This window comes from Mycobacterium sp. SMC-14 (assembly GCF_046250075.1).
Classification (GTDB): domain Bacteria; phylum Actinomycetota; class Actinomycetes; order Mycobacteriales; family Mycobacteriaceae; genus Mycobacterium.
This window is the reverse complement of the sequence record NZ_CP176429.1, coordinates 1,403,764-1,421,139: the sequence shown is the minus strand read 5'-3', so window position 1 is coordinate 1,421,139 and position 17,376 is coordinate 1,403,764. Positions and strand designations below refer to the sequence as shown.

General features: G+C 67.1%; 18 protein-coding genes and 1 tRNA gene. 4 read left to right on the top strand and 15 right to left on the bottom strand.

Going from position 1 to position 17,376, the window contains the following annotated elements:
* Window positions 1-7: 7 nt before the first annotated feature.
* The 15 genes from ACKY0W_RS06800 to argS all read right to left on the bottom strand — a co-directional run bounded on the left by ACKY0W_RS06800 (window position 8) and on the right by argS (window position 15,237).
* A complete protein-coding gene (locus ACKY0W_RS06800) occupies window positions 8-529 on the bottom strand; it encodes a F0F1 ATP synthase subunit B (RefSeq protein ID WP_406759996.1) in 522 nt (173 codons plus the stop codon).
* 9 nt (window positions 530-538) lie between these two features.
* Entirely contained in the window at window positions 539-799 is a 261-nt protein-coding gene (locus tag ACKY0W_RS06795) for a F0F1 ATP synthase subunit C (protein WP_019735417.1), read from the bottom strand.
* A gap of 61 nt (window positions 800-860) precedes the next feature.
* The gene (gene atpB / locus ACKY0W_RS06790) at window positions 861-1,616 is read right to left on the bottom strand and encodes a F0F1 ATP synthase subunit A (protein WP_406759995.1); all 756 of its coding nucleotides are present in this window, start codon (window positions 1,614-1,616) and stop codon (window positions 861-863) included.
* Window positions 1,609-2,055, bottom strand: coding sequence for a hypothetical protein (locus ACKY0W_RS06785; RefSeq protein ID WP_046285343.1), 447 nt, complete (start codon window positions 2,053-2,055; stop codon window positions 1,609-1,611). Before ACKY0W_RS06785 ends, atpB begins: the two co-directional genes overlap by 8 nt.
* A gap of 115 nt (window positions 2,056-2,170) precedes the next feature.
* Complete coding sequence (locus ACKY0W_RS06780; RefSeq protein WP_406782903.1) at window positions 2,171-3,349, bottom strand: glycosyltransferase family 4 protein; 1,179 nt, start codon at window positions 3,347-3,349, stop codon at window positions 2,171-2,173.
* Window positions 3,346-4,005: an L-threonylcarbamoyladenylate synthase gene (locus ACKY0W_RS06775; RefSeq protein WP_409436923.1), complete on the bottom strand. Its 660-nt coding sequence runs from the start codon at window positions 4,003-4,005 to the stop codon at window positions 3,346-3,348. Before ACKY0W_RS06775 ends, ACKY0W_RS06780 begins: the two co-directional genes overlap by 4 nt.
* Window positions 4,002-4,850 carry a peptide chain release factor N(5)-glutamine methyltransferase gene (gene prmC / locus ACKY0W_RS06770; protein WP_409436922.1) on the bottom strand — a complete coding sequence of 283 codons (849 nt, stop codon included), beginning with the start codon at window positions 4,848-4,850 and terminating at the stop codon, window positions 4,002-4,004. Before prmC ends, ACKY0W_RS06775 begins: the two co-directional genes overlap by 4 nt.
* A 60-nt stretch (window positions 4,851-4,910) precedes the next feature.
* Window positions 4,911-5,987, bottom strand: coding sequence for a peptide chain release factor 1 (gene prfA, locus ACKY0W_RS06765; RefSeq protein WP_409436921.1), 1,077 nt, complete (start codon window positions 5,985-5,987; stop codon window positions 4,911-4,913).
* A gap of 72 nt (window positions 5,988-6,059) precedes the next feature.
* Entirely contained in the window at window positions 6,060-6,302 is a 243-nt protein-coding gene (gene rpmE / locus ACKY0W_RS06760; protein ID WP_024442333.1) for a 50S ribosomal protein L31, read from the bottom strand.
* A gap of 222 nt (window positions 6,303-6,524) precedes the next feature.
* Window positions 6,525-8,303 (bottom strand): transcription termination factor Rho, encoded by a 1,779-nt coding sequence (gene rho / locus ACKY0W_RS06755; RefSeq protein WP_409437675.1) that lies wholly within the window; start codon window positions 8,301-8,303, stop codon window positions 6,525-6,527.
* Between the two features lie 490 nt (window positions 8,304-8,793).
* Window positions 8,794-9,741, bottom strand: coding sequence for a homoserine kinase (gene thrB, locus ACKY0W_RS06750; protein WP_409436920.1), 948 nt, complete (start codon window positions 9,739-9,741; stop codon window positions 8,794-8,796).
* Complete coding sequence (gene thrC / locus ACKY0W_RS06745) at window positions 9,741-10,823, bottom strand: threonine synthase (RefSeq protein ID WP_409436919.1); 1,083 nt, start codon at window positions 10,821-10,823, stop codon at window positions 9,741-9,743. The genes thrB and thrC overlap by 1 nt, the downstream gene beginning before the upstream one ends.
* Window positions 10,820-12,139 (bottom strand): homoserine dehydrogenase, encoded by a 1,320-nt coding sequence (locus tag ACKY0W_RS06740; RefSeq protein WP_409437674.1) that lies wholly within the window; start codon window positions 12,137-12,139, stop codon window positions 10,820-10,822. Before ACKY0W_RS06740 ends, thrC begins: the two co-directional genes overlap by 4 nt.
* 18 nt (window positions 12,140-12,157) lie before the next feature.
* Window positions 12,158-13,540 (bottom strand): diaminopimelate decarboxylase, encoded by a 1,383-nt coding sequence (gene lysA, locus ACKY0W_RS06735; protein WP_409437673.1) that lies wholly within the window; start codon window positions 13,538-13,540, stop codon window positions 12,158-12,160.
* 50 nt (window positions 13,541-13,590) lie between these two features.
* Window positions 13,591-15,237, bottom strand: a complete 1,647-nt coding sequence (gene argS, locus ACKY0W_RS06730; RefSeq protein WP_409436918.1) for an arginine--tRNA ligase — start codon at window positions 15,235-15,237, stop codon at window positions 13,591-13,593.
* A 112-nt stretch (window positions 15,238-15,349) separates the two neighbouring features.
* Between argS and ACKY0W_RS06725 the strand changes: the two genes are divergently transcribed.
* From ACKY0W_RS06725 to ACKY0W_RS06710, 4 genes are all read left to right on the top strand, one after another.
* Window positions 15,350-15,422 (top strand) — tRNA-Arg (locus ACKY0W_RS06725).
* Window positions 15,423-15,740: 318 nt separating this feature from the next.
* On the top strand, window positions 15,741-16,175 hold the full coding sequence (locus ACKY0W_RS06720) for a hypothetical protein (protein WP_409436917.1): 435 nt from the start codon (window positions 15,741-15,743) through the stop codon (window positions 16,173-16,175).
* A 29-nt stretch (window positions 16,176-16,204) separates the two neighbouring features.
* A complete protein-coding gene (locus ACKY0W_RS06715) occupies window positions 16,205-16,609 on the top strand; it encodes a LysM peptidoglycan-binding domain-containing protein (protein ID WP_409436916.1) in 405 nt (134 codons plus the stop codon).
* 231 nt (window positions 16,610-16,840) lie between these two features.
* Entirely contained in the window at window positions 16,841-17,290 is a 450-nt protein-coding gene (locus ACKY0W_RS06710) for a hypothetical protein (RefSeq protein ID WP_409436915.1), read from the top strand.
* Window positions 17,291-17,376 lie beyond the last annotated feature (86 nt).

Sequence of the window (17,376 nt, the reverse complement as noted above, 5' to 3'; positions counted from 1 at the left end):
TCTGTTGCTACCGCCCCGTACTCGCCGCGGAAAGTGCCTCGGCGTCAACGCCGAGGATCCGGCCGGCCAGGGTGGCGGACAGTGTCTCCACCCGGGCCTGCAGCTGGTCACTCACCGCATCGCCTTCTTGCTTGAGCTTGTCGGTGGCGGCCTGCAATGTCGAGGCCACCTCCGCCTCGGCCGCCGACCGCTGCTCGTCGATCACCTTGCGACCCTCGGCACGAGCTTCGTCCCGTGCCGTGCTGGCCTCAAGGCGCGCCGCCGCCATCTGCTTCTCGTAGTCGGCATCGGCCGCCGCGAACTGCTCGGCGGACTCCCGATTGTCGGCGAGAGTCTTGGTGACCATGTTCTCGCGCTCCCGCAGCACCTTCATGATCGGCGGCACCACGAAGGTACTGATCACGCCGAGCACGATCAGGAAGATCGCGAGCACGACGAAGAAGGTGCCGTCGGGAATGAGGAAGCTCTTCTTCGGGCCTTCCTCAGCCGCCTCGCTCAAAGCGAGGACAGCAACGCTCATGTCACCCATCTTTGTGCGTTACTGCTGTGCGGCGATCGGGGTGGCGAAGACGAACAACGCCATGAAGGCCAGGTTGATGAAGTAGGCCGCTTCGACCAGACCAACCGTGATGAAGAACGGGGTGAACAGGCGACCCTGAGCTTCGGGCTGACGAGCGATACCGGCGATCAGCGCGTTACCGGCGATACCGTCACCGATACCGGCGCCGATGGCACCGCCGCCCATGATGAGACCGCCGCCGATGAGGGCACCAAGTCCGATCAGATTGGGATCTGCCATTTCATTCCTCCTTGCTAGCTGGTAGTGCTCTACCAGGTCTGATGTGGTCGTGCAGGTGGTACTAGTGGTGGTCTTCTTCGAGCTCCATGGCCTGGCTGAAGTACAGGATGGTCAGCAGCGCGAAGATGAACGCCTGGATCAGTCCGACGAACAGGTCGAAGGTCTTCCAGATCGCGTTCGGCGCGACCATGAAGACCGGCCCGAGCAGCGCGATCAGGCTGACCAGGATGCCGCCGGCGAAGATGTTGCCGAACAGACGCAGGGACAGCGAGACCGGCTTGGCGATCTCTTCGACCAGGTTGATCGGCGCCAGGATCGCGACGTGGCCCTTGAGCACCCGCAGCGGGTGGCCGATGAAGCCGCGGCGCCAGAAGCCGGCCAGGTGGTAACCGCAGAACACCAGCAGGGCCAGCGCGAGCACGAAGTTGATGTCGGCGGCGGCAGAGGAAATCAACTCATGGATTCCGTGCTCGTCGGAGTACTGCACCGGCAGCACCGACAGCCAGTTACAGACCAGGATGAAGATGAAGATCGTCACCGCCAGCGGCAGCACGAACGGGGCGATCTTCATCCCGATGGCGCCCTCGATCTGGTTGCGCATCTGAATGGTGATCGCCTCGAAGAACAGCTGCACCCCGCCCGGGACGCCGCTCGAGGTGACCTTGGCGCGCAGGAACAGCGCCAGGGCGATCACGATCACCGCCGCGATCGCGGTGGAGGTGATGGTGTCGATGTTGACCTCACCGACCAGCGGCCACACCGCGGTCTCGTGGTGGCCGACCTCGATGGCTCCCTCAGCCAGGATCGACTCAGTCATTTTCCGTCCCTTCAGCGCCCGACTCTGACGCTTGCGCGCGGAGCTTTTTTACCACTGGCAGCATGGTGGTCAGCACCAGCACTACCTCGAACAAGGCCAATCCGAACAGCGCGCCGAGGCCCTCTGGACGGAACTGGTAAGCGATAGCCAGGCCGATCGCGCTGATGACCAGCAGACGAGACGCCGAGTTCAGCGCCATCTTCTTCTTCAGCGGATGGTCGGAGGCGGTGATCTTCAGCGCCGATCGGCGAATCAGCAGGGCGTTGCCCAGACCGAGCGCCAGGCCCAGCCCGAAGAACACTCCGAACAGCGGCCGGCCGAACTGAGCAGCCGCGGCGATTGCGGCAGCGGTCAGAGCGACACAGATCAGTGACAGCCGAATCGGCTGGAACACCACCGACGGCAACACCAACGGCGCATCCTGCGCTGGTGTCGTCACCGCCTCACCCCAATCTGAATCTGCCCTGCGTCACTGTCGTGAAGTCGCCCGCCGAGCGTATCGGATGCCCGAACGCACTGTGGAACCACCTACAACACCATCTTAGACGGTGCTACTACCGCGCGTCGTAGGGGTCGTCTTCGGGGCTGCCGCCCCGGCGTAGCAACGGGATGAGCGTAACGACAATCGCGATGAGCATCGCACCCAACATCACCGCCCCGGTGTAGCGCGGGTCGAAGAAGATGGTGCCGGCCGCCCCGAACGCGACGATCGCGGTCCACAAGTAGATCAGCAGCACCACCCGGCGATCCGAATGGCCGATCTGCAGTAACCGGTGGTGCAGGTGCATCTTGTCCGGGCTGAAGGGACTGAGCCCAGCCCGAGTACGACGGATGATCGCCAGCAGCACGTCCAGGGCCGGCACACACATCACGGCCGCCACCAGCAGAAACGGTGACAGCAGCGCGAAGACGTCGCGCGCGCCGTAGGCGGTCTGCGAGATCGGCCCGGCCGCGGTGGTGGACGCCGCGGCCAGCATCAGCCCGATCAGCATCGAGCCGGAGTCACCCATGAAGATCTTCGCGGGGCTGAAATTGTGCGGCAGGAATCCGAGACAAGCGCCGGCCAAGACCACCGAGATCAACGCCGGCGGGTAGAACAGCACGTCGCCGCCGTGGTCCTGCAGCACGCCGACGGAGAACATGCAGATCGCCAGCGCGGTGATCAGTCCCAGGCCGGCGGCCAGCCCGTCGAGGCCGTCGACGAAGTTCATGGCGTTGACGATCGAGACCGTCAACGCCAGCGTGAGCAGGATCGACGACACCTGATCGAGCACCACGGTGCCGACGCCGCCGATCGGGATGTAGAGCACGCTCCAGGCCACGCCCATGGTGACCAGCACGCTGGCCGCAGTGATCTGACCGGCGAATTTTGTCAGGGCGTCCAGGCCCCACTTGTCGTCGAGCAGACCGATTCCCATGATGACCCCGCCGGCCAGCACCACCGCCGGCATCCCGGTGGAATAGACGAAGCCGCGCGTGAGCGCCGGCAGCTGCGAGGCCAGGAAGATCCCCGCGACGATCCCGACGTACATCGCCAGCCCACCCATTCGCGGTGTCGGCTGCACATGGACATCGCGTTCGCGCGGGTAGGCGACCGCACCGATCCGGGTGGCCATCCAGCGAACGGGTCCGGTGGTGAAGTAGGTGATGATCGCGGCGGTCAGTCCGACCAGCGCCAGCTCCCGCAACGGCACGCCGGCACCACGGTCGGCCAACGCCAGCAGGCTGGTCACGGTGTTCCCGTCAGGGAGTCCGGATCCAGCCCCAGCACGGCGCCGATCTGTTCGGCCGAGACCGGTCCGCTCCGGACGATACGCGGCGCGGGACCGGTGAGATCCACGATCGTCGACGCCGCGCCCTGTTCGGCCGGGCCCGCGTCGAGATAGACGTCGACGGACTCCCCCAGTTGGCTTTGCGCTTCGCCGGCCTCGACCGCGGGCGCCCCACCGGAGACGTTGGCGCTGGACACCGCCATCGGGCCCACCGCCTTGAGGACCTCCAGGGCCACCGGGTGCAGCGGCATGCGCACCATGACGGTGCCGCGGGCCTCGCCGAGATCCCACTGCAGCGACGGCGCCTGGGTGACGATCAGGCTGAGCGCACCCGGCCAGAAGGCCCGGATCAGCTCACGGGCGGTGTCGGGCACGATCAGGGCCAGCCCGTCGATGGAGTTCCACGACCCGACCAGCACCCCCACCGGCATGTCGCGGCCGCGTCGTTTGGCTGCCAGCAGCGCAGTCACCCCGGCAGCGTTGAACGCGTCGGCGCCGATGCCGTAGACCGTGTCGGTCGGCAGCACCACCAGTCGACCACCGCGCACGGCGTCGATCGCCGCCGTGATCCCGGCCGTACGCTGGTCAGCGTCGCTGCAGTCGAAAACCTCTGTCATGGTTGACCGTTCCTGATCGCCGTCACGAACCGGAGCCGCCCAGTCAGGTCGGGCCGGGACACTACCTCGTCGAAAAATCCAGTACCGCTAACGGTTTGGACAGTGGCCGTCGGTGTGGTGTCGTCGTGCTCAACGGCGAACAACCCACCGGGGCGCAGCAGTCGCGCGGCGAGGTCGGCCAGCGGGGTGATCACCGACATTCCGTCGGGGCCGCCGAACAGAGCGTGTTCCGGATCATGCTCAGCCACTTCAGGATCCAGTTCCGCACCCTCGGGGATATAGGGCGGGTTGCTGACCATCAAGTCGACCCGACCGGCAAGCTCCGACAGCAGCCCCGGCGTGGTCACGTCGGCATGAATCAGCTCCACGGGCGTACCCGCGCAGTTGCGCCGCGCATAATCCAACGCCGCCTCAGAGTCCTCCACCGCGAAGACCCGTGCAGCGGGAAAACTGCGGGACAATGCGACCGCCAGCGCACCGGAACCGGTGCAGGCGTCGACGATCACCGGCTGCGATCCGAACGGTTGGGCCGCAGCCTGTTTCAGAACCCAGTCGAGCATGGCCTCGGTCTCCGGCCGCGGGGTGAACACCCCGGGACCGACCTGCAGCAGGACCGGGCCGAACGCCGCGGTGCCGATCAGGTGCTGCAGCGGGATCCGGGAACTGCGTGCGGCGACCAATTGGCGGTAACGCCCGAAGAATTCGTCATCGGGTGGATCCAACAGCGCCAGCCGGCCACGATCGGTGCCGGCCGCATGGGCGGCGAGCTCTTCGGCGTCGAAGCGGGCGGAATCGATACCGGCATCAGCGAAAAGCGCTGCAGCGGAATCGATCGCGTCCCTCATTCGGCTGCGCTCGATGGTCCGCCTCCTCCTCATCGCTTCGCTCTGCATCGTCGCCGGTGGCTATGCCGTCCCCTGTAACCGGGTTTCCTTATCGGCGGCCGCCAGCGCGTCGAACATCGGATCGAGATCCCCGTCGAGGACCTGGTCGAGGTTGTGCGCCTTGTAGCCGATGCGGTGGTCGGTAATCCGGTTCTCCGGGAAGTTGTAGGTGCGGATGCGCTCGCTGCGGTCCACGGTACGGATCTGACTGGCCCGATCGGCCGAGGCGTCGGCCTGCGCCTGCTCCTCGGCCACCGCCTGCAGCCGAGCCGCCAAGACCTGCAACGCACGGGCCTTGTTCTGCAGCTGGGACCGCTCGTTCTGGCAGGTCACCACGATCCCGGTCGGCAGGTGGGTGATCCGCACCGCGGAGTCGGTGGTGTTGACGCCCTGGCCACCCTTGCCGGAGGACCGGTAGACGTCGATGCGCAGGTCCGACTCGTCGATGGCCACCTCGCCGACCTCTTCGGGCTCGGGGTAGACCAGCACGCCGGCCGCCGAGGTGTGGACCCGGCCCTGCGATTCGGTGACCGGTACCCGCTGCACGCGGTGCACACCGCCCTCGAACTTCATCCGCGACCACACGCCGTCGGCGGACTCGCCCTTGCTCGCGATGGTCAAGGTGGCGTCCTTGTAGCCGCCGAGGTCAGAGGTGGTCTCGTCGAGGACCGTCACCTTCCACCCCTGACGCTCCGCGTAGCGGATGTACATCCGGGCCAGGTCGGCGGCGAACAGCGCCGACTCCTCGCCGCCCTCGCCGGATTTGACCTCGAGCACGATGTCGTCGGCGTCGTGCGGGTCGCGGGGCGCCAGCATGTCGGTGAGCGCAGTGTCCAGCTCGGCGACGCGCGCCTCCAGGTCCGGGATCTCGGCGGCGAACGACGCGTCGTCGGCGGCCAGTTCACGGGCGGCCTCAAGGTCGCCGCGGGCCGACTCGAGCTTGCGGTGGGTGGCGATGATGGGCGCCAGCTGGGCGAAGCGCCGACCGGCCCGACGCGCCTCGGCCGGATCGTTGTGCAGTTCGGGATCGGACAGCTGCGTTTCCAGGGCGGCGTGCTCGGCCAACAGGGCGTCGATCCCCTGAACACTTTGGGTCATCTCACCTCCATCCCCGAACGCAAGCCGACGCCCGGGTGACGTGCTGGCACGTTCCGGGCGTCGGTGAGGGAGCTACTTGTCGTCGGCTGCAGCTGCTGCGGCACCGGCGTTGCGCTTGCCGTAGCGCTTCTCGAAGCGCGCGACCCGGCCGCCGCTGTCGAGGATCTTCTGCTTGCCGGTGTAGAACGGGTGGCACTGCGAGCAGACCTCGACCACGATGTGGCCGCTCTCCTTGGTGCTACGGGTGGTGAAGGTGTTGCCACAACCGCAGACCACGGTGGTCTCGCCGTAGGCGGGGTGAATGCCAGTCTTCATGGTGTCCTCTTCAATCGTGGGCCGCCGGGTCGCCCGCCCTGTGGGGCGGACGTGAACCGGAACCTGAGGTTTTCGATTATGCCAGCTACGCTGTCGCCCCCCAAAACGCCGGGAGGGTTATGCGTATTCCGCTGCCGTCACCCGTCGAGATTGCCGTCAGGGTTGTGATCGCGGGGCAATCACAGCCCTGACCGCCATTTCAGCGGTGGGTGGCAGCGCCGATCAGTCGTTGTCCATTCCCGGCGTGGTCTTGGACACCTGGACCAGGAACTCGTAGTTGTTCTTGGTCTTGCGCAGCTGACTCATCAACAGGTCGATGGCCTGATGCGAATCCAGGCCGGACAGCAGCCGGCGCAGCTTGTGCACGATCGCGAACTCGTCCGGCGAGAGCAGCAGCTCGTCCTTACGGGTGCCCGACGGGTTGACGTCGACGGCCGGGAACACCCGGCGCTCGGCGATCTTGCGGTCCAGCTTGAGCTCGGCGTTGCCGGTGCCCTTGAACTCCTCGAAGATCACCGTGTCACCGGTGGAGCCGGTCTCCACCATCGCGGTGGCGATGATGGTCAGCGAGCCGCCGTCCTCGATGTTGCGGGCCGCGCCCAGGAACCGCTTGGGCGGGTAGAGCGCGGTGGAGTCCACACCACCGGACAGGATGCGGCCCGACGCCGGGGAGGCGTTGTTGTAGGCACGACCCAGCCGGGTGATCGAGTCCAGCAGCACGACCACGTCCTTGCCCTGCTCGACCAGGCGCTTGGCCCGCTCGATGGCCAGCTCGGCGGCCTGGGTGTGGTCTGACGGCGGCCGGTCGAAGGTCGAGGCGATGACCTCACCCTTGACCGAGCGCTGCATGTCGGTGACTTCTTCGGGACGCTCGTCGACCAGCACCACCATCAGGTGGCACTCGGGGTTGTTGCGGGTGATCGCGTTGGCGATGTCCTGCATGATCGTGGTCTTACCGGCCTTGGGCGGCGACACGATCAGCGCACGCTGCCCCTTGCCGATCGGCATGATCAGGTCGATGACGCGGGTGGTCAGCTTCTCCCCCGAGGTCTCCAACCGCAGCCGCTGGTTCGGGTACAGCGGGGTCAGCTTGGTGAAGTCCGGACGGTTCCGGGCCTCTTCGACCGGGCCGCCGTTGACCGAGTCCAACCGCACCAGCGGGTTGAACTTCTGGCGCTGGTTGGGCTGGTCGCCGTCCCGGGCCACCCGCACCGCGCCGGTCACCGCGTCGCCACGGCGCAGCCCGTTCTTGCGGACCATGTTCATCGAGACGTAGACGTCGTTAGGTCCGGCCAGGTAGCCGGAGGTGCGCACGAACGCGTAGTTGTCCAGCACGTCGAGGATGCCGGCGACCGGCTGGACGACGTCGTCTTCACGCAGCTCGGCATCGCCGCGTTCGCCACCGCCGCCTTCGCCGCCACGTTCGCCACGGCGACGTCGGTCCCGGAAGCGGCGACCGCGCCGGCCACCACGTCCTTCGTCGTCGTCGCCACCGCCGCGGTTGGACTGGTCGCCGCCCTGGTCGTCGTTCTTGGACTGTGCGGCGTCGTCGGATTTGGCGTCGGCCTTGGGCTCGCCTTTGGCGCCCTCGCGCTCACGCCGCCCACCGGACTGCTCGGCCTTGTCGGCCTTGTCGTCGTTCCGGCCCTGCTTACGCGACTCGCCCTGGGTCTCGGCCTCGGCAGGCTTGTCCTGCTCTGCCGGCTTCTCGGGCTCGCCGCCGTTGGCTGCGGGTGAGCCGGTCGCGCGGCTGGCGCCGCGGCGTTCGCGGCGCGGCGGTGCCGCGGGGGCGTCCGCCTCGTTGGCCGGGGCGGGCTCGGCACCGTTGGCCGCGCCGTTGGCGGGCTGCTCGGCGCTGGGCTGTGTCTTCGGCGCTTCGGCACCACTGCCGCCGTTGCCGGAGACCTCGCGGATGGCGGCGATCAGTTCGCTCTTGCGCATCCCGGAGGAGCCCTTGACACCGACGCGGTTGGCCAGCGCCCGCAGTTCGGGCAGCACCATCGCCGACAGCGAGCTGTCGGAGGGTGCGGATGCGGCGCCGTTGTCAGGCGCCGAAGCGGGAGCGGACTCGGTGGTGGCCGGCGCCGAGGCGGTCTCCGGGGCGGACGGCGCGGCGTCACTACCGCCGGCGGCTACGTCCTGGCTGGTCTCGGAAGTACTCGGGGGGTTCGGCAGCGATTCCTGGTCGGTGCTGCCTTCAGCCGTGAAGAGGTCCGTTTCGGTCACGGATTTCCTTTCTTCCCTCGTCGGTTTTCTCACGCGAGGGGCTTGGTTGCATTCAGCGGACTCGCCGAGTGCGTGTCACCGTCGACTGTTTAACGGTGTAGCCCGTATCGACGGCGTCGTAACACAAACCGTCAGCTACGGGAAGAATTTGGTGGCATCCCGGTTGACATCGCAGTCTGATTCAGGTGCTGATGCCGCGAATGCGGGACGGGACCGAGGATAGCCCGCTTCTGTGCTGGACGCAACAGATACTGCGCGGCGCGCCTCAACCCGGTACCGCCACCCCGGAGTTCCACTTGACCGCGGCGCCGACCGGCATCTCGGTGACGTTGAACACACGCGCCTCGGGGGAATCGAGCACCGCAGCGGGCAGTTGGGCCGCTGTGGTCAACGCGATCACCGCAGGTCCGGCGCCAGAAAGCACGGCCGCGATGCCGTGGCGACGGAGCAACTGCAGGAACGCCGCCGACTCCGGCTGCGCGGCGCCACGCTGCGGCTGGTGCAGCACGTCCTCGGTGGCCGCCAACAGCAGATCGGGCCGCTCGGTCAGTGCCACCACCAGCAGCGCGGCTCGGCTGACATTGAACCGTGCATCGCGGTGGCTGACCTGCTCGGGCAACAAGGCCCGCGTCTCGGCAGTCGACGAGCGCAATTGCGGGATCGCCGGGAACAGGTGGATGTCGGGGTGCAGCCGCAGCGGCGCCGCCGCGTAATCGACGTTGCCGTCGGCGACGTTGGCGGTCCAGGAAACCACCGCGCCACCCAGTACGGCGGCGGCGGCGTTGTCGGGGTGGCCCTCGAACTCCGAGGCCAGCTGGATCAGCTGGGATTCGGACAGGCCGGGCCGATCAATTTGCGCGACAAGGCCGTTGACCACGGCCAGTCCGCCGACCACCGCGGCCGCCGACGAGCCCAGGCCACGCTGATGCGGAATCGCATTACGGCAACGCACCACCATCCCGGGAGCCTCGACACCAGCCTCGCGCATGCCGCGCAGGATGCCTTGCACCACAAGGTGATCCGGGGTGAGAGGAACCTGACCGGCACCCTCCCCCTCGACCTGCACCACCAGGCCGGACTCGACGGTCTCGACGATCACCTCGTCGTAGAGGCCCAGTGCCAGGCCCAGGCTGTCGAAGCCGGGGCCCAGGTTGGCGCTCGACGCCGCAACCGCGACGCTGGCCGTCAACCCGGTAGGCAACAACTGGACCACTAGGCCAGCCCCAATTCGGCGACCACGGTGGCCGCGTCGACGGGAACCGCGGTCACCTCGGGCATGTCCTTCAGCGCGGTGTCGGGGTCTTTGAGCCCGTTGCCGGTCACGGTGCAGACGACGGTCGAACCGCGCGGCACCCAGCCGTCCTCCACCGACTTGAGCAGCCCGGCGATGCTGGCCGCCGAGGCCGGCTCGACGAACACGCCTTCGGACTGAGCGACCAGGTGGTAGGCAGCGAGAATCTCCTCGTCGGTAGCGGCCAGGAATCGGCCACCGGAGTCCTGCTGCGCCTCGACGGCCTGCGACCAGGACGCCGGCGAACCGATGCGGATAGCGGTGGCGATGGTCTCCGGGTTCTTGACCGGCTCGCCCAGCACCAGCGGCGCCGCACCGGCGGCCTGGGTGCCCAGCATCTTCGGCAGCTTTTCGGTCAGGCCGTCGGCGAAGTACTCGCGGTAGCCCCTCCAGTATGCGGTGATGTTGCCGGCGTTACCGACCGGCAGCGAGTGGATGTCGGGCGCGGTGCCCAGTGCGTCGACGATCTCGAAGGCCGCGGTCTTCTGGCCTTCGATGCGCACCGGGTTCACCGAGTTCACCAGCGAGATGGTCGGGAAGTCGGTGGCCATCTTGCGAGCCAGTTCCAGACAGTCGTCGAAGTTGCCGTCGATCTGAATGATCTTGGCGCCGTGCATGACTGCCTGCGCGAGCTTGCCCATCGCGATCTTGCCCTGCGGGATCAGCACCGCACAGGTGATACCGGCCCGGGCGGCGTACGCGGCCGCCGATGCCGAGGTGTTGCCGGTCGAGGCGCACAGCACCGCCTTTTGGCCGCGGGCCACCGCGTCGGTGACCGCCATCGTCATCCCGCGGTCCTTGAACGAGCCGGTCGGGTTGAGCCCCTCGACCTTCAGGTGCACCGTGCAGCCGGTCTGCTCGGAGATCCGCTTGGCGTGGATCAGCGGGGTGCCGCCCTCGTGCAGGGTGACGGCCGTCCAGTCGTCGCCGATGGGAAGCCGATCGCGGTAGGCGCCGATCAGGCCGGGCCAGGGGCGGTGGATCGGTGTCCGGGTGGAGCTCACTGGTCTGTTCCTTCCAGTCGTAGCACGCTGGCGATCCGCTGGACTGCGTCCAGGTCAGCCAGCGCCGCAACGGTTTTCGACAATGCTGCGTCGGCAGCTCGGTGGGTGACCACCACGATTCGAGCGCCGATCAGTTGGCCGTCGTCGTCGGCCACGCCCTCCTGGCGCACCTCGGCGATGCTGACGCCGTGGGCGGCGAACTCGGCTGCCACGGTGGACAGCACGCCAGGCTTGTCGGCGACGTCCATGCTCACGTAGTAGCGGGTCTGCACGTCCCCGATCGGGGCGATGGCCAGCTGGGCGTACTTGGACTCGCGCGGTCCGCGCCCGCCCTGCACCCGGTTGCGAGCGGCCATCACCAGATCACCGGTGACCGCCGATGCGGTCGGTGCGCCACCGGCGCCCTGGCCGTAGAACATCAGCCGGCCGGCCGCCTCGGCTTCGACCACCACCGCGTTGAAGGCTCCGTTGACGGTGGCCAGCGGGTGGGTCAGCGGCACCAGCGCCGGGTAGACCCGGGCCGAAACCCGCTGTTGCCCATCGCCGGTGGTGATGCGCTCGCAGATCGCCAGCAGTTTGATCGTGCAACCCAACGCCCGGGCCGTGGTGATGTCCGCCGGGCTGATGCTGGTGATGCCCTCGCGGTGGACGTCGTCGGCCGTCACCCGGGTGTGAAAGGCGATCGATGCCAGGATCGCGGCCTTGGCGGCGGCGTCGTAGCCCTCCACGTCAGCGGTCGGATCGGCCTCGGCGTAGCCCAGCGCACTCGCATCGGCCAGCGCGGCGGTGTAGTCCGCGCCGGTGGAGTCCATTTCGGACAGGATGTAGTTGGTGGTGCCGTTGACGATGCCCGCCACCCGCAACACGGTGTCGCCGGCCAGCGACTGGGTCAGCGGCCGGATGACGGGGATCGCGCCGGCGACGGCAGCCTCGAAGTACAGGTCTACACGCGCGTTCTCGGCGGCCTCGGCGAGTTCCCCGGTGGACCGCGACAGCAGGGCCTTGTTGGCGGTCACGACGGATTTGCCGTGCGCGATCGCCGACAGGATCGCCTTGCGGGCCGGCTCGACCGGGCCCATCAGTTCCACGACGATGTCGACGTCGCTGCGCGACACCAGGCTGTCGATGTCGTCGGTGAGCAACTCCTCGGGCACGCCACGGTCGGCCGCCACCCGGCGCACCCCGACCCCGCGCAGCACCAGTGGCGCACCGATGCGGGCGGCCAGATCATCAGCGCTCGACTCGAGGATGCGGACGACTTCGCTGCCGACGTTGCCCAAGCCGAGAACTGCCACCCCTACCGGGGCCCCGGACATCTGCGAACCGGACATTTTCTACCCCACCTCCAGGCTGATCAGGTCTTCGACGGTCTCCCGGCGCAGCATAAGGCGGGCCTTCCCGTCACGTACCGCCACCACCGCCGGGCGGGTGAGCAGGTTGTACCGGCTCGACATCGAGTAACAGTAGGCGCCGGTGGCGGCCACGGCGATCAGGTCGCCGGGAACCATGCCTTCGGGCACCCAGGTGTCGCGGACGATGATGTCGCCGCTCTCGCAGTGCTTGCCGACGATGCGCCCCAGCTCGGGCAGCGCCCCTGCTTCTCCAAGGCCCGGCAGGCCTCGCGAGACCAGTCGCACGTCGTAGTGCGCGTCGTAGAGCGCCGGACGGATGTTGTCGCTCATGCCGCCGTCGACGCTGACGTAGCGGCGATGTCCGGTGGCGCTGACGGCGACGTCCTTGACGGTGCCGACCTCATAGAGCGTGATGGTGCCCGGTCCGGCGATGGCACGACCGGGCTCGACGACCAATTGCGGAGTGGGCAGGCCCACGGCCGCGGACTCGTCGCGCACGATCGCGGCCAGTTTGGTGGCCAGCTCGGCCATCGGCGGCGGGTCGTCCTGCGGCTGATACGAGATGCCCAGTCCCCCACCCAGGTCGATGACCGAGAGCTGCGCGGTCTTGTCGACGCCGAACTCGGCGACCACGTCGCGCAGCAACCCGATGACGCGGTGGGCGGCGATTTCGAAGCCGGCGACGTCGAAGATCTGCGAGCCGATGTGGCTGTGCAGGCCGATCAACCGCAGATGGTCGGTGGCGAACACGCGCCGGATGGCGTCCATGGCCGCACCGCTGGCCAGCGACAGCCCGAACTTCTGGTCTTCGTGGGCGGTCGAGATGAACTCGTGGGTGTGGGCCTCCACGCCGACGGTGACGCGCACCAGCACGTCCTGCACGACACCGGCCGCGGCCGCGACGGCGTCGAGGCGGTCGATCTCGATCAGCGAGTCGACGACGATGTGGCCGACTCCGGCGTTGACCGCGGTCTCCAGTTCTGCGACCGACTTATTGTTGCCGTGCAAGGTGATCCGCTGTGCGGGGAAGCCGGCGTGCAGCGCCACAGCCAGCTCACCCCCGGTGGCGACGTCCAGGCACAGGCCCTCTTGGTCGATCCAGCGCGCGATCTCGCTGCACAGGAAGGCTTTGGCGGCGTAGTGCACGTTGTCGCCCCCGCCGAACGCGGCGGCGATCTCACGGCAGCGGCCCCGGAAGTCGTCCTCGTCGATGACGAACAGCGGGGTGCCGTATTCGGCGGCCAGGTCGGTCACCTTGACCCCGGCGATCTGGGTCACGCCGTCGTCACCGCGAACGGTGTTGCGCGGCCAGACGTTCGGCGCCAGTTGCAGCAGCTGCTGCGGAGTCTGGGGCCGCGGCGGCAGACCGTCGTGCTGGATCTCTTCGGCGTGGCGAGGGCCCGCGGGGTGGACGTTCACATGCGCTCCGGTGCACTCACGCCGAGGATGCTCAGCCCGTTGGCGATCACCTGGCGGGTGGCCTGACACAGCGCGAGCCGCGCGGCGTGCAGGTCGCCAGGTTCCTCATCGCCTTGGGGCAGCACCCGGCAGCTGTCGTAGAACCGGTGGTAGTCACCGGCGAGGTCTTCCAGGTAGCGGCAGACCCGGTGCGGTTCCCGCAGTGCGGCAGCGGTTTCCAGCACCCGGGGGAACTCTCCCAAGTTGCGGATCAGCGCGCCTTCCTTGTCGTGGCTCAGCAGCCCGAGGTTGGCGGTGTCCGGGGCCAGGCCCAGCTCGGCCGCGTTGCGGGCCAGCGCCGAGAGCCGGGCGTGCGCGTATTGCACGTAGTAGACCGGGTTTTCGTTGCTCGCCGAAGACCACAGCGCCAGGTCGATGTCGATGGGGCTGTCCACCGAGGAGCGGGTCAGGCTGTAGCGGGCGGCGTCCACGCCGATGGCCTCGACCAGGTCGTCGAGGGTGATGACGGTGCCGGCGCGCTTGCTCATCTTGACAGGCTGGCCGTCGCGCACCAGGTTGACCATCTGGCCGATCAGCACCTCGACGGTGGCCGGGTCGTCGCCGAAGGCGGCCGCGGCGGCCTTGAGTCGGGCGATGTAGCCGTGGTGGTCGGCGCCGAGCATGTAGATGCACAGGTTGAAGCCGCGCTCGCGCTTGTCCAGGTAGTAGGCCAAGTCGCCGGCGATGTAGGCGGGCTTGCCGTCGCTCTTGATGACGACGCGGTCCTTGTCGTCGCCGTAGGCGCTGGTGCGCAGCCAAGTGGCGCCGTCTTTTTCGTAGATGTTGTCGTTGGCACGCAGCCGCTCGATGGCCTGCTCGACGCGGCCGGAGGTGTGCATCGAGTCTTCGTGGGTGAAGACGTCGAAGTCGGTGCCGAACTCGTGCAGCGACTTCTTGATGTGGGTGAACATCAGGTCGACGCCGATCTCGCGGAACGTCTCCTGCGCGTCCGCGCTGTTCAGCGCGTCCGGAGCCTTGGCCTGGATTTGGGCCGCGATGTCGGAGATGTAGGCGCCGGCGTAGCCGTCCTCGGGGGCCGGCTCGCCCTTGGCGGCGGCGATCAGTGAGTTGGCGAACCGGTCGATCTGGGCGCCGTGGTCGTTGAAGTAGTACTCGCGGGTGACCGCGGCGCCCTGGGTGCTCAGCAGGCGGCCCAGGGCGTCGCCGACCGCGGCCCAGCGGGTGCCACCGATGTGGATGGGGCCGGTGGGATTGGCCGAGACGAACTCCAGGTTGACGTTGAGGCCGTCGAACTCGCGGGAGTGGCCGTAGTCGGCGCCCGCGGCGATGACGTTGGCGACCACCGCGCCCTGCGCGGAAGCCTCGATGCGCAGGTTCACAAAGCCCGGCCCGGCGATCTCGGCCGCAGCGATCCCGTCGGCCTGCGCCAACGCCTCTGCCAGCCAAACGGCCAGCTCGCGCGGGTTGACGCCCACCTTCTTACCCAGCTGCAGGGCCAGGTTGGTGGCGTAATCGCCGTGTTCGGGGTTGCGCGGCCGCTCGACTGTCACCGTCGCGGGCAGCGCGGCGGTGTCCAGGTCGTGCTCGGCCAGCACCGCGGCGGCGGTGTTCTTGAGCAATTCGGCCAGATCGGCGGGGGTCACGAGGCCCCATCCTATGGTCTTACGTGGTCAGGCCCCGAATCCGTCCGGTTCTTAAGTCCGGCCATTGATGCGCTAGTCTGTCAAAGCCCATGTGGCGCCGCATCACGCGAGCGCCCCCGTAGCTCAGGGGATAGAGCGTCCGCCTCCGGAGCGGAAGGCCGCAGGTTCGAATCCTGCCGGGGGCACTATCGCTTCTTCGCAGCTAGAGTTGCATTTTCTCCCGCGACCGGCTCATTCGTGCCCTCCCTGTGCCCCTTTAGTTGCCACGGGGTCTGACCAGCGAAGCTCCTTACAGCTGGGGAATCTGGTTCTGCACGATGCCCTTGCGCTCACCCGCGTCCGACGTTGTCGGCGTCAACGCGGCACCAATCGAGGCATTAGCTTCCGGACTCGAAGCTGCCGAGCATGCAACGATTGGCCTGCTAAATGTTGGGGCGAGGTGGTAAAAGTCATCCGCCGACGGTTGTTCCGCTGGTGGGACGCGGACGAAGGGGGATTTCGCTTTGAGTCGCCATGCACGCATCTCGCCGAGGCGGCGGAAGCTGACCGTCTGGTTGATCTGTACCGTGCTTGCCGCTGTCGTCCCGTTGCTTTTTCTTTGGGTCGATCTGTTGACAGGAGACGAGGCGCATGGCCTTTCCAACGTGCTGGCTTCTGGGGAGTTGATTCTTATCTCGGGAGTCCTGGCATTCGGTTCGCTTGGCGAGCTTTACGGCGACAAGGCTAAGAATGGAAAGGAACGAGATCGCGATCTTGAGTTCGGGCTGGTGATATCGGCAGTGTTGCTGATTTTCTCGGTGGGATGGCTATATCCGCTGGTCCGAGATGGGGGGACCGCTGCCGTCTGGTGGTCGCTAGGCGCTTTGGCCATCAGTGTTCTTCATGGGGGTTGTACGATTGGAACTAATCCTAGCTACCGCGAAAGTGTTTCACGATGAACCATCCGCTAGTGCCCATGCTAGGAATTTTGCTGTCCGGGGTCATCACCGTGACGGTCGCGGTGATGGCAGCCAGCCGCTCGCGCCGCGACAGCAGCCGACCCAGTCCGACTGTCGGTGCCGACGCTCCTGCCAGCCTGCGTCCGGCCTCAACTGGGCGTAGGCACACAGTGGTCGCGGGTGAGTCGCTTTGGTCGATCGCCGAGCACTACTACGGTGACGGTAGCCGGTTCAGGGAGATTGCTGCCGCCAACAATATTCCCAATCCGGAATCGATCACCATCATGGCGGCAAAGCGACCGGCGAGACATCTCGCCCTCATCACGACCGAGGGTGGCCTGTCTGTTGAGGCGGCGTCGATGCAGGACCTCGAGGAAATTCACGCAGCTTTGGAGTCCGCGATGTCAGCCATGGACCCTCGCCACCGCCCTTGAAGCTCTGAGTCGGCACGTCTTAGCAGGTCGCTCAATTGCTCGTGCCCCGTCCGAATTGGACCCATCGTTGAAACCCTTGCGGATTGGGCGTTCAGAAGCGGCGGGACGGGCACCTGCCCGACTGCATTGATTTGTGCGCGGGTCCCGTCCCCTACCCAATTCGGCCCCGACATGTTCACACAGGTAACCTAACCGGGCGAGGTGCGAGAACCCGCAGCAAGGGGAATGCAGGTGACCAATCCAGCAGAAGAGGGCCGACTGATGGGGGCTGCGCTGGCAGCGGCAACCTCAGCCGCTGATCGCCTGCAACTCAAGTCGTTCCCGCTTGGCTACAACACCATGAAGACCGTGAAGATAATGACGGGCACGGGTCTTCCTCCCACAGTTGTGTTTCACCTCGGCCGAATCGACCAGCTCTCATTGGCCACCCAGGACTTCGCATCGGAAGCCGCTGCGGAGGCGCACCTCAGCGAGCTGGCCACGCTGCCTCGCTGGCGTCTCGACCTCACGGGCGATCCCCAAGTGCGCGAAGAACAAAGCCCAGACAAGCCGTTCACTACGTTCGTGGACGTCGCGACAGGTGAGGAATTCTCCGTCAGGGTGGTTGATCTCGAAGCCGCCACGAGCGTCTATGTCCACGCCGCCGAACCGCCGTCTGCCAACTGGCACCGAGACGGGTAGGAAGGCTCCTGCGGGCCGCTCTAGATGTTGCATCAAAGAAACCTGGGGAACCCGTAGAGATCAAGATTGGCAGTCTCGGCCGCTGG